This window comes from Enterobacter sp. PP-008-ECC_S150, assembly GCF_045257065.1.
Lineage (GTDB): Bacteria > Pseudomonadota > Gammaproteobacteria > Enterobacterales > Enterobacteriaceae > Enterobacter > Enterobacter chengduensis.
The window spans coordinates 64,467-77,126 of record NZ_JBJHHG010000019.1 but is presented as its reverse complement, the minus strand read 5'-3'; the positions used below and the strand labels follow the sequence as shown (position 1 = coordinate 77,126).

The 12,660-nt window shown below is 56.6% G+C and carries 12 protein-coding genes; 10 read left to right on the top strand and 2 right to left on the bottom strand.

The genetic code is table 11. From position 1 onward, the window contains the following. The first annotated feature begins 237 nt into the window (after positions 1–237). Positions 238–555: a met regulon transcriptional regulator MetJ gene (metJ, locus tag ACJBF3_RS19530; protein ID WP_006179183.1), complete on the top strand. Its 318-nt coding sequence runs from the start codon at positions 238–240 to the stop codon at positions 553–555. Between the two features lie 48 nt (positions 556–603). Here the strand turns inward: metJ and rpmE are convergent, their stop codons facing one another. Continuing rightward, entirely contained in the window at positions 604–816 is a 213-nt protein-coding gene (gene rpmE / locus ACJBF3_RS19525) for a 50S ribosomal protein L31 (protein ID WP_003862040.1), read from the bottom strand. Positions 817–1,016: 200 nt separating this feature from the next. Here rpmE and priA point away from each other — a divergent pair, with 200 nt between their 5' ends. The 7 genes from priA (at position 1,017) to rraA (ending at position 8,982) form a co-directional block, all read left to right on the top strand. After that, complete coding sequence (gene priA / locus ACJBF3_RS19520) at positions 1,017–3,212, top strand: primosomal protein N' (protein WP_045329533.1); 2,196 nt, start codon at positions 1,017–1,019, stop codon at positions 3,210–3,212. 119 nt (positions 3,213–3,331) lie between these two features. Further along, on the top strand, positions 3,332–4,357 hold the full coding sequence (cytR, locus tag ACJBF3_RS19515) for a DNA-binding transcriptional regulator CytR (RefSeq protein WP_047716322.1): 1,026 nt from the start codon (positions 3,332–3,334) through the stop codon (positions 4,355–4,357). Positions 4,358–4,450: 93 nt separating this feature from the next. Continuing rightward, a complete protein-coding gene (ftsN, locus tag ACJBF3_RS19510) occupies positions 4,451–5,446 on the top strand; it encodes a cell division protein FtsN (protein ID WP_045329532.1) in 996 nt (331 codons plus the stop codon). Between the two features lie 94 nt (positions 5,447–5,540). Beyond that, positions 5,541–6,071: an ATP-dependent protease subunit HslV gene (gene hslV, locus ACJBF3_RS19505; RefSeq protein WP_045329529.1), complete on the top strand. Its 531-nt coding sequence runs from the start codon at positions 5,541–5,543 to the stop codon at positions 6,069–6,071. Between the two features lie 9 nt (positions 6,072–6,080). Then, positions 6,081–7,415 (top strand): HslU--HslV peptidase ATPase subunit, encoded by a 1,335-nt coding sequence (gene hslU, locus ACJBF3_RS19500; protein ID WP_023309685.1) that lies wholly within the window; start codon positions 6,081–6,083, stop codon positions 7,413–7,415. Between the two features lie 68 nt (positions 7,416–7,483). Then, entirely contained in the window at positions 7,484–8,404 is a 921-nt protein-coding gene (gene menA, locus ACJBF3_RS19495; RefSeq protein ID WP_045329528.1) for a 1,4-dihydroxy-2-naphthoate polyprenyltransferase, read from the top strand. 92 nt (positions 8,405–8,496) lie between these two features. Beyond that, a complete protein-coding gene (gene rraA / locus ACJBF3_RS19490) occupies positions 8,497–8,982 on the top strand; it encodes a ribonuclease E activity regulator RraA (protein ID WP_023309687.1) in 486 nt (161 codons plus the stop codon). 566 nt (positions 8,983–9,548) lie between these two features. Here the strand turns inward: rraA and zapB are convergent. After that, complete coding sequence (gene zapB, locus ACJBF3_RS19485; RefSeq protein ID WP_010436935.1) at positions 9,549–9,788, bottom strand: septal ring assembly protein ZapB; 240 nt, start codon at positions 9,786–9,788, stop codon at positions 9,549–9,551. 399 nt (positions 9,789–10,187) lie between these two features. Here zapB and ACJBF3_RS19480 point away from each other — a divergent pair, with 399 nt between their 5' ends. Next, complete coding sequence (locus ACJBF3_RS19480; RefSeq protein WP_014885705.1) at positions 10,188–11,033, top strand: MIP/aquaporin family protein; 846 nt, start codon at positions 10,188–10,190, stop codon at positions 11,031–11,033. A gap of 21 nt (positions 11,034–11,054) precedes the next feature. Then, the gene (gene glpK, locus ACJBF3_RS19475; RefSeq protein WP_045329525.1) at positions 11,055–12,563 is read left to right on the top strand and encodes a glycerol kinase GlpK; all 1,509 of its coding nucleotides are present in this window, start codon (positions 11,055–11,057) and stop codon (positions 12,561–12,563) included. Positions 12,564–12,660: the final 97 nt, after the last annotated feature.

The window sequence follows — 12,660 nt, the reverse complement described above, 5'->3', positions numbered from 1 at the left end:
CCAGAGTAAACATTGAAAGTATGGACGTCAATACATCTGGACATCTAAACTTCTTTGCGTATAGATTGAGCAATGCGCAAATAGCCGTTAAAATTATATGCTTTAGTGCACGCTGCAGCGGCAATATCCGTGCCACGGTATCGTCTCTACGGTAAACTAGGCAAGATTGCGGTTCAAAACGGGTGGTTACAGGTTTTGCACCTTTAGATAAATGACTGAGAGGATTAAAGGTATCTCATGGCTGAATGGAGCGGCGAATATATCAGCCCATACGCTGAGCACGGTAAGAAGAGTGAGCAAGTAAAGAAAATTACGGTTTCCATTCCTCTGAAGGTGTTGAAGATCCTCACCGATGAACGTACGCGTCGTCAGGTGAACAACCTGCGCCACGCAACCAACAGCGAACTGCTGTGCGAAGCGTTTCTGCATGCGTTTACCGGTCAACCGTTGCCGAACGATGACGATCTGCGCAAAGAGCGTAGTGATGAAATCCCGGAAGAGGCGAAGGTGATCATGCGTGAACTGGGTATTGACCCGGATACGTGGGAATACTGAGAAGCGGATACAAAAAAGGCACCTTGCGGTGCCTTTTTTTCGGGAAACTTATTTAGCGCCCGGGATGCTGAAACGCTTGTTGAAGCGGTCAACACGGCCACCGGTTGCAACATCACGCTGCTTGCCAGTGTAGAACGGGTGGCATTTGCCGCACACGTCCAGGTTCAGATCGTGACCCACGGTAGAGCGGATCTGGATAGAGTTACCGCAAGAACAGTTTGCAGTAATCATTTCGTATTTCGGGTGAATATCTTTTTTCATGGGAGAACCTCAGTTAAGGCCGCGTCGCTCTTCCAGCCCTAACGCCAGACACCACGCGATGTTGAATGTAATTTCTCTGGCGTAATCTACACCAAAGGCGGCGAATCATACAGAATTTAACCAGTGTATGCAAACTGATCCGCACGCCGCTTTCACTAATGTGTATACTAACGCGCCACTTTTCAAGTCAGGAAGATTCGATGCCCGTCGCTCACGTTGCCCTGCCCGTTCCGCTTCCCCGCACCTTTGACTATCTGCTGCCTGACAGCATGAGCGTCAAAGCGGGCTGTCGCGTGACCGTGCCGTTTGGCAAACAGCAGCGCGTGGGAATCGTGGTGTCCGTCAGCGATAAAAGCGAGCTGCCGCTTAACGAACTGAAATCGGTCGTTGAGGTGCTGGACAGCGAGCCGGTTTACTCCACCAGCACCTGGCGACTGCTGCTGTGGGCGGCGGATTATTATCATCACCCCATTGGCGACGTCCTGTTCCACGCGCTGCCGATTATGCTGCGCCAGGGCAAGAGCGCCAGCCACGCGCCGATGTGGTACTGGTTTGCGACCGAGCAGGGTCAGGCGGTCGATATTAACAGCCTCAAGCGCTCGCAAAAACAGCAGCAGGCGCTGGCGGCGCTGCGCCAGGGGAAAATCTGGCGGCATCAGGTCGACGAGCTTGAGGTCAGCGAAACGGCGCTACAGGCATTAAGAAAGAAAGGGCTGAGCGAACTGGCCAGCGAAGCGCCTGCCCTTTACGACTGGCGGAAAAGTTTCTCCGTTTCAGGGGATCGGCTGCGTCTGAACACCGAGCAGGCCACCGCCGTGGGTGCGATTCATAGCGCCTCCGACCATTTTTCTGCCTGGCTGCTGGCCGGGGTCACCGGCTCCGGCAAGACGGAAGTTTACCTGAGCGTGCTGGAAAACGTGCTCGCGCAGGGTAAACAGGCGCTGGTGATGGTGCCCGAAATTGGCCTGACGCCGCAAACCATCGCCCGATTCCGCGAACGCTTTAACGCGCCGGTTGAGGTGCTGCACTCCGGCCTGAACGACAGCGAACGCCTCAGCGCGTGGCTGAAAGCGAAAAACGGCGAAGCGGCGATCGTGATCGGCACCCGCTCGTCGCTGTTCACGCCGTTTAAAAATCTTGGCGTGATCGTGATCGACGAAGAGCACGACAGCTCCTATAAACAGCAGGAAGGGTGGCGCTATCACGCCCGCGATCTGGCGGTCTACCGCGCGCACAGTGAGCAGATTCCGATTATTCTCGGCTCCGCCACGCCTGCGCTTGAAACGCTGCACAACGTGCGCCAGCGTAAATACCACATGCTGCGCCTGACGCGCCGCGCGGGGAATGCCCGTCCGGCCGTTCAGCACGTGCTGGATCTGAAAGGCCAGCAGGTGCAGGCGGGGCTGGCACCCGCATTGATTACCCGTATGCGCCAGCATTTGCAGGCGGGGAATCAGGTCATTCTGTTCCTCAACCGGCGCGGATTTGCCCCCGCCCTGCTGTGCCACGACTGCGGCTGGATCGCCGAGTGCCCGCGCTGCGACCACTACTACACCTTCCACCAGGCCCAGCGGCATTTGCGCTGCCACCACTGCGACAGCCAGCGGCCGGTGCCGCGCCAGTGCCCGTCATGTGGTTCAACGCATATTGTGCCGGTCGGTCTGGGAACAGAGCAGCTTGAACAGGCGCTGGGTCCCTTCTTCCCGGACGTGCCAATTTCGCGTATCGATCGGGACACCACCAGCCGCAAAGGCGCGCTGGAACAGCAGCTGGCGGAAGTGCATCGCGGTGGCGCGCGCATCCTGATTGGTACTCAGATGCTGGCCAAAGGCCACCACTTCCCGGACGTGACGCTAGTCGCCCTGCTGGACGTGGACGGCGCGCTGTTCTCGGCAGATTTCCGCTCGGCCGAGCGCTTCGCGCAGCTTTACACCCAGGTCGCAGGGCGTGCCGGTCGCGCCGGCAAACAGGGCGAAGTGGTGTTACAAACGCACCACCCCGAGCACCCGCTGCTGCAAACCCTGCTGCACAAAGGCTATGACGCCTTTGCCGAGCAGGCGCTGGCCGAACGCCAGACCCTGCAGCTGCCGCCGTGGACCAGCCACGTCATCATCCGCGCGGAAGATCACAACAACCAGCAGGCCCCGCTTTTCCTGCAGCAGCTGCGAAACCTTCTGCAGGCCAGCCCGCTGGTAGATAATCAGCTGTGGATCCTGGGCCCGGTGCCCGCCCTTGCGCCGAAGCGCGGCGGGCGTTTCCGCTGGCAAATCTTACTTCAGCATCCGTCACGGGTTCGCCTGCAGCACATCGTCAGCGGCACGCTGGCGCTCATCAACACCCTGCCTGAAGCGCGAAAAGTGAAGTGGGTACTGGACGTCGATCCCATCGAAGGCTGAAGCTGGATCGAAAAATTTAACGCTCCTCACACTTTTTATGAAAATTCTGTAACCGATTCCATTCACTATCTGTAAAAATGGTGACGTCAGAAGTTCGGTGTTCAGGCGAGGAGAAGACGTTGAAGTCCAGGAAAGAGGTTGCGACTGCGACCATGAAAGACGTTGCACAGAAAGCACAGGTCTCTACGGCAACCGTATCCCGCGCATTAATGAACCCGGATAAAGTCTCCCAGGCGACCCGTAACCGCGTAGAGCAGGCGGCGCTTGAAGTGGGCTATTTCCCGCAGGCGATGGGGCGTAACGTCAAACGCAACGAGTCGCGCACCATCCTGGTGATTGTGCCGGACATCTGTGACCCCTTCTTTAGCGAGATCATCCGCGGTATTGAAGTCACGGCGGCGGAACAGGGATACCTTGTGCTGATTGGCGACTGCGCCCACCAGAATCAGCAGGAAAAAACCTTCATCGACCTCATTATCACCAAGCAGATCGACGGCATGCTGCTGCTTGGCTCTCGCCTGCCGTTTGATGCCAGCATTGAAGAGCAGCGCAATCTACCCCCGATGGTCATGGCCAACGAGTTTGCGCCAGAGCTGGAGCTGCCGACGGTCCACATTGATAACCTCACTGCCGCATTCAACGCCGTAAACTATCTCCAGGAGCTGGGGCATAAGCGCATTGGCTGCATTGCCGGGCCGGAGGAAATGCCGCTGTGTCACTATCGCCTGCAGGGCTACGTTCAGGCGCTGCGCCGTACCGGCGTCACCGTCGATCCGCACTACATTGCGCGCGGTGACTTCACCTTCTCCGCGGGCGGGCAAGCGCTGGAGAAACTTCTGGACCTGCCTGAACCGCCAACCGCCGTATTTTGTCACAGCGACGTGATGGCGCTGGGCGCCTTATCCTACGCCAAACGCCGCGGCCTGCGGGTACCGAAAGATCTGTCTATCGTCGGATTCGACAATATTTCGCTTTCAGAATTTTGCGATCCGCCGCTCTCTACGGTCGCTCAGCCGCGCTATCAAATCGGCCGTGAAGCGATGCTGCTTCTGCTGGATCAGCTTCATGGTCAAACAGTTAGCAGCGGCTCGCGGTTGCTGGACTGCGAGCTGATTGTCCGCGGCACGACTCAGGCATTGACTTAAAGTAAACGTCTTTCGGATACCCTTATCTGGTCAAAGCCCCGCCGCTTAAGTAACATGGCGGACTGACGAACGAATAAATACAGCGAAACGATAGTGGCACAACGAGATTATGTACGTCGCGGCCAGCCGGCACCTTCGCGACGCAAAAAGAGTAGCTCAAGGAAAAAGCAACGTAACCTGCCTGCTGTATCGCCAGCAATGGTCGCTATTGCTGCGGCTGTAGTCGTCGCCTTTATTGGTGGCCTGTACTTTATCACTCACCATAAAAAAGAAGAGTCTGAGGCGCTTCAGGCCAGCAAGGTTGCCGGGAATGGCCTTCCACCTAAGCCTGAAGAGCGCTGGCGCTACATCAAAGAGCTGGAAAGCCGCCAGCCTGGGGTGCGTGCGCCAACCGAACCTTCTGCAGGTGGTGAAGTGCAGAATGCGAATCAGCTGACGGATGAACAGCGTCAGCTGCTGGCACAAATGCAGGCCGATATGCGCCAGCAGCCAACGCAGCTGAACGAAGTGCCGTGGAATGAGCAGACGCCAGCACAGCGCCAGCAAACGCTGCAGCGACGCCAGGCGCAACAGCAGATTCAGCAACAGCAACAGCAGCAGTGGGCGCAAACTCAACCGGTGCAGCAGCCGAAAGCACAGCCGCGGGTAACGGAACAGCCATACCAGCAGCCGACGCGTACGGTGCAGTCTCAGCCTGTCCAACAGCCGCCGAAAGCGCAGCCGCAGAAACAGGCGGCTCAGCCGTATCAGGATCTGCTTCAGACGCCAGCGCATACCACCGCGCAGCAGCCGAAAACGCAGCAGGCCGCGCCGGTCACCAAAGAGACCGAAGCGCCGAAGCAGACGGCGGAGAAAAAAGACGAACGCCGCTGGATGGTGCAGTGCGGTTCGTTCAAAGGTGCCGAGCAGGCGGAAACGGTACGCGCACAGCTGGCCTTTGAAGGGTTTGATTCGCGTATTACCACCAATAACGGCTGGAATCGCGTGGTGATTGGCCCGGTCAAAGGCAAAGAAAATGCCGATGGCACCATTTCACGCCTGAAAGTCGCCGGCCACACAAACTGCATTCGACTCGCCTCCGGGGGTTGAAACCCCCAAAATCTCCCCCATCTATCATTTAATTCAGCCCTGAGCACAGGCTCAGGGCTTCTGTTTCCCGATTCTGTAACCAGGGGGTCTGCTCGTGACAACAATAGTAAGTGTACGCCGTAACGGCCAAGTGGTAATCGCCGGTGATGGCCAGGCCACGCTGGGTAATACCGTCATGAAAGGCAACGTGAAGAAAGTGCGCCGTCTCTACAACGACAAAGTGATCGCCGGTTTTGCAGGCGGCACGGCGGACGCCTTCACGCTGTTTGAACTGTTTGAACGCAAACTGGAAATGCACCAGGGCCATCTGGTGAAAGCGGCCGTAGAGCTGGCAAAAGACTGGCGTACCGACCGCATGCTGCGCAAGCTCGAAGCGCTGCTGGCCGTAGCCGATGAAACCGCTTCGCTTATCATCACCGGTAACGGCGACGTTATTCAGCCGGAAAATGACCTGATTGCCATCGGCTCTGGCGGCCCTTATGCCCAGGCTGCAGCCCGCGCGCTGTTGGAAAATACCGACATGAACGCGCGCGATATCGCGGTGAAGGCGTTGGATATTGCAGGTGATATCTGCATCTATACCAACCACAACCACACCATCGAAGAATTGAATTCCAAAGCGTAAGGATCTCCCATGTCTGAAATGACCCCACGCGAAATTGTCAGCGAACTGAACAAACACATTATCGGCCAGGATAACGCCAAGCGTTCCGTGGCGATTGCGCTGCGTAACCGCTGGCGCCGTATGCAGCTCGACGAAGAGCTGCGCCACGAAGTGACGCCGAAAAACATTCTGATGATCGGCCCGACCGGCGTCGGTAAAACCGAAATCGCCCGTCGTCTGGCGAAGCTGGCTAACGCGCCGTTCATCAAAGTTGAAGCCACCAAGTTCACCGAAGTGGGCTATGTGGGTAAAGAAGTGGACTCCATCATCCGCGATCTGACCGACTCGGCGATCAAGATGGTGCGCGTCCAGGCGATCGAGAAAAACCGCTATCGCGCGGAAGAGATGGCCGAAGAGCGCATTCTCGACGTGCTGATCCCACCGGCAAAAAACAACTGGGGCCAGGCAGAGCAGCAGGCGGAACCGTCCGCCGCGCGTCAGGCGTTCCGCAAAAAGCTGCGTGAAGGCCAGCTGGACGACAAAGAGATTGAGATCGATCTCGCTGCCGCGCCAATGGGCGTGGAGATCATGGCGCCTCCTGGCATGGAAGAGATGACCAGCCAGCTGCAGTCCATGTTCCAGAACCTGGGCGGCCAGAAGCAGAAAGCGCGTAAGCTGAAAATCAAAGACGCGATGAAGCTGCTGATTGAAGAAGAAGCGGCGAAGCTGGTGAACCCGGAAGAGCTGAAGCAGGACGCTATCGACGCGGTTGAGCAGCACGGCATCGTATTTATCGACGAAATCGACAAAATCTGTAAGCGCGGCGGCAACAGCTCCGGCCCGGACGTGTCCCGCGAAGGCGTACAGCGCGACCTGCTGCCGCTGGTTGAAGGCTGCACCGTCTCCACCAAGCACGGCATGGTGAAAACGGACCACATCCTGTTTATCGCTTCAGGTGCGTTCCAGGTTGCCAGCCCGTCGGATCTGATCCCGGAACTGCAGGGCCGTCTGCCGATCCGCGTTGAGCTGCAGGCGCTGACCACCGAAGATTTCGAACGTATCCTGACCGAGCCAAACGCCTCTGCGACCGTACAGTACAAAGCGCTGATGGCAACCGAAGGCGTGAACCTCGAGTTCACCGAAGACGGTATCAAACGGATTGCTCAGGCCGCATGGCAGGTGAACGAAACCACCGAGAACATCGGTGCGCGTCGTCTGCATACCGTGCTGGAACGCCTGGTGGAGGATATCTCTTACGACGCGAGCGACCTGAACGGTCAAACCGTTACCATTGACGCAGAATATGTGAGTAAACATCTGGATGCGTTAGTGGCAGATGAAGATCTGAGCCGTTTTATCCTATAATCGCGGTTACTGGATTCTCATCACGTTTAATGGGGGCTAATGCCCCCATTTTTATTGGCTAACTACTTATGACTGACATCAGCCGTACTCAGGCGTGGCTCGAAAGTCTGCGCCCTAAAACACTTCCTCTGGCCTTTGCCGCGATTATCGTCGGCACGGCCCTTGCCTGGTGGCAGGGGTATTTTGACCCGCTGGTCGCCGCGCTGGCACTGATTACCGCCGGCCTGCTGCAAATCCTCTCCAACCTCGCCAACGACTACGGCGATGCGGTAAAGGGCAGCGACAAGCCGGACCGCATTGGTCCCCTGCGCGGAATGCAGAAAGGGGTGATTACCCAGGCGCAGATGAAACGCGCGCTGATTATCACCGTGGTGCTGATCTGCGTATCCGGCCTGGCGCTGGTGACGGTGGCGTCTAAGACCCCCAGCGATTTTATTGGCTTCCTGGTGCTGGGCTTATTGGCCATTATCGCGGCCATTACCTACACCGTCGGCACGCGACCTTACGGTTATATTGGGCTCGGTGATATCTCCGTGCTGGTTTTCTTCGGCTGGCTAAGCGTGATGGGGAGCTGGTACCTACAGGCGCATACGGTGATCCCTGCCCTGTTCCTGCCTGCGACCGCCTGCGGTCTGCTGGCGACAGCGGTGCTGAACATCAACAACCTGCGCGACATCGACAGCGATCGCGAGAACGGTAAAAACACCCTGGCGGTCCGTCTGGGGCCGGTGAATGCGCGCCGCTACCATGTCTGCCTGCTCATGAGCGCCCTAGTGTGTCTGGCGCTGTTTAACCTGATTTCCCTGCACAGCCTGTGGGGTTGGCTATTTGTGCTTGCCGCGCCGCTGCTGATTAAGCAGGCCCGCTTTGTGATGCGTGAACTCAGCCCGGCAGCTATGCCGCCGATGCTGGAGCGCACGGTAAAAGGCGCGCTGTTGACTAACCTGTTGTTCGTCATCGGGATTGTCTTAAGCCAGACGCTTCATTAGCTGACAAATATCAATTAACAATTGATGATTTTGCCAACAACGCATTTCGCACGATATACTGAACACATTCGCAGCAACTGAGCGTTAAACCTATGAAATACGATACCTCCGAGCTTTGTGACATCTACCAGGAAGATGTCAACGTCGTTGAACCGCTGTTTTCCAACTTTGGTGGGCGGTCGTCGTTTGGCGGTCAAATCGTCACGGTGAAATGTTTCGAGGACAACGGGTTGCTGTACGATCTGCTCGAACAGAATGGCCGAGGCCGCGTTCTGGTCGTTGACGGCGGCGGCTCCGTGCGCCGTGCATTAATTGATGCAGAGCTGGCCGGCATTGCCGTGCAAAACGAGTGGGAAGGCCTTGTGGTGTACGGTTCCGTGCGCCAGGTGGACGATCTGGAAGACCTCGATATCGGGATTCAGGCCATCGCGGCCATACCGGTAGGGGCGGCGGGTGACGGCATCGGCGAAAGCGACGTGCGCGTCAATTTCGGCGGCGTGACCTTCTTCTCCGGCGACCATCTCTACGCCGATAATACCGGCATTATCCTTTCGGAAGATCCGCTGGATATCGAGTAATAAAACCGTCAGCGTGGACCATAAAAAAACCGCCAACAGCAATGTGGCGGTTTTTTTGTCCCTCGGGATTCGCGGTCCGTTGGGAGGATTTACAGCTCCACACCAGGGACGTTTATCATACCCCTCAATAAGCGGCAGGCAATCCCTTAGACCCTTTATAAAATCTTAATTTTATTTGCACGTCTTAACGGCGGGGCTGATGTTAACTATGATGCTGCGTCCCTTTCCGCCATCTCGCACATGGGCATCGGTCCAGGGAAAGGTGTATTCACAGCCGTAAAACAGCCCACACCAGGGCTTGTGTCCACCGACTTATCACCGGTGGTGAACGGTGGAGCGGTTAGCTGCAGGGACCGCATAATGAAACGCTATTTATGTATCGCGTTCATTGTCGCCAGCGTACTCGTTGTAAAGAGTGATGAACCGAATGTGTTGATTGCTCTTACTATGACAGCGCAGGACAAGTAGCGTTAAGGCCGCCTCTGGCGGCCTTTTTTATGCCAGTAATAAAAAAGCCGGGTGGCGGCTTCGCCTTACCCGGCCTGTTCAGTTCATCCCAGTGGGAATCAGACTTCTTCCATACGGCCCAGCAGCGCCTGCAGGCGATCCTGCCAGCCGTTCTGCTGTTCGCGCAGTTGATTGTTTTCGCGCTCCAGTTCTTCGCGGCCGTGCTGAGCGTTCTGAACTTCCTGCGCCAGGCTGTTGTTCTTCTCTTTCAGCTCTTCAATTTCCATCTGCAGCAGGGTGATGGTGTCAATCGCCTGCTGTACTTTCGATTCCAGTTTCTCAAACACTTCTAAAGACATGATGCTACCTCTCCTGAATTGCAAGGCGACGCTTTAACATAAACGCGCACGACATATACCGTCGATTGTATGGAGCGCGGCGCTCTGTGTCCAGCGACACACCGCGCAGATCGCGGTTTGCAACACTTTTAGGTCTGGTCCTGGTGTGTTCGCGTCATATACCCCTAAATTGTTAACTGATTCGTTAATGAAATGATTCAGCTCACATTCTTGTGCTGATGCAAAAATGTGCTTTATGGCGCGAAAACGCTCATTTTATTGACGCAGACCACACATTTTGATTTCGATATTTCTCGTTTTTGCTCGTTAACGATAAATTAACACTATGTCTACAGGGCATCGTGGCTGTCACGGGCGGCCATGCTAACAATAAACATCAATTTCTTCAGGATTCCGATTATGAGTCAGACATCAACCTTAAAAGGCCAGTGCATTGCCGAGTTCCTTGGTACCGGGTTGTTGATATTCTTCGGAGTGGGCTGTGTTGCTGCACTGAAAGTGGCGGGTGCCAGTTTTGGTCAGTGGGAAATCAGTATCATCTGGGGTCTGGGCGTGGCGATGGCCATCTACCTGACTGCAGGGGTGTCTGGCGCACATCTTAACCCGGCGGTGACTATCGCACTGTGGCTGTTCGCGTGCTTCGACGGACGCAAAGTTGTTCCTTTCATTCTTTCTCAGTTTGCCGGCGCGTTTTGCGCAGCGGCGTTAGTTTACGGGCTTTATTACAATCTTTTCATCGACTTCGAACAGACGCATCATATGGTACGCGGCAGCGTCGAAAGTCTGGATCTGGCAGGCATCTTCTCAACCTACCCTAACCCACATATCAATTTTGTGCAGGCGTTCGCAGTTGAAATGGTGATTACCGCTATTCTGATGGGCGTTATCCTGGCGCTGACCGACGACGGAAACGGCATTCCGCGCGGCCCGCTGGCCCCCCTGCTGATTGGTTTACTGATTGCGGTGATCGGCGCTTCCATGGGCCCGCTGACCGGCTTCGCGATGAACCCGGCGCGTGATATTGGGCCAAAAGCATTTGCCTTTATCGCAGGCTGGGGCGACGTTGCCTTCACCGGAGGCAAAGACATTCCTTACTTCCTGGTACCGCTGTTTGCGCCGGTTGTCGGGGCTGCGCTGGGTGCATTTAGCTACCGCAAATTAATTGGTCGCCATTTACCGTGCGACACCTGTGTGGAAGAGGAGAAGGAAACGACTTCTACCGCACAACAAAAAGCTTCGCTGTAATCTGACTACGGGACACATACCATGACCGAAAAAAAATATATCGTTGCGCTCGACCAGGGCACTACCAGCTCCCGCGCTGTCGTAATGGATCATGACGCGAACATCGTCAGCGTGTCACAGCGCGAATTTGAGCAAATTTATCCCCGTCCAGGCTGGGTAGAACACGACCCGATGGAAATTTGGGCATCACAAAGCTCCACGCTGGTGGAAGTGCTGGCGAAAGCCGATATCAGTTCCGACGAGATTGCCGCGATTGGTATCACCAACCAGCGTGAGACCACCGTTGTCTGGGAGCGCGAAACCGGTAAGCCTATTTACAACGCTATCGTCTGGCAGTGTCGTCGTACCTCAGAAATTTGCGAAAAACTGAAGCGCGAGGGTATGGAAGATTATATCCGTAGCGCAACAGGCCTGGTGGTCGACCCGTACTTCTCCGGCACCAAAGTGAAGTGGATCCTCGACCACGTGGAAGGGTCACGCGAGCGTGCTAAACGCGGCGAGCTGCTGTTCGGTACCGTCGATACCTGGCTTATCTGGAAGATGACCCAGGGACGCGTTCACGTCACCGACTACACTAACGCCTCGCGTACCATGCTGTTCAACATCAACACCCTGGAGTGGGATGACAAGATGCTGGACGCGCTGGACATTCCGCGCGCGATGCTGCCTGAAGTGCGTAAGTCTTCAGAAGTGTACGGCCAGACCAACATCGGCGGTAAAGGCGGCACCCGTATTCCTATCGCCGGTATCGCCGGTGACCAGCAGGCGGCGCTGTTCGGCCAGCTGTGCGTCAAGGAAGGGATGGCGAAAAACACCTACGGCACCGGCTGCTTCATGCTGATGAACACCGGCGAGAAAGCGGTGAAATCAGAAAACGGCCTGCTGACCACCATCGCCTGCGGCCCGCGCGGCGAAGTGAACTACGCCCTGGAAGGTGCGGTGTTCATGGCCGGCGCGTCCATCCAGTGGTTGCGCGACGAGATGAAGCTGATCAGCGATGCCTTCGACTCCGAATATTTCGCGACCAAAGTGAAGGATACCAACGGCGTGTACGTGGTGCCGGCGTTTACCGGCCTGGGCGCACCGTACTGGGATCCGTATGCACGCGGGGCGATTTTCGGCCTGACGCGCGGCGTCAACTCGAACCACATTATTCGCGCCACCCTGGAATCCATCGCCTACCAGACGCGCGACGTGCTGGAAGCGATGCAGGCGGACTCCGGCATTCGTCTGCACGCCCTGCGCGTGGACGGCGGCGCGGTAGCGAATAACTTCCTGATGCAGTTCCAGTCCGACATTCTGGGCACCCGCGTTGAGCGTCCTGAAGTGCGTGAAGTCACGGCGCTGGGCGCGGCGTACCTTGCCGGTCTGGCGGTAGGCTTCTGGCAGAATCTCGACGAGCTGCAGGAAAAAGCGGTAATCGAACGCGAATTCCGCCCGGGCATCGAAACCACCGAACGTAACGTCCGCTACAGCGGCTGGAAGAAAGCGGTGAAACGCGCCCTGGCGTGGGAAGAGCACGACGAGTAAGTCCCCCTCACCCCGGCCCTCTCCCCAAAGGGGAGAGGGTGTTTTTAGTCCCCTCGCCCCTTTGGGGAGAGGGTTAAGGTGCGGGGAGTACAGACCG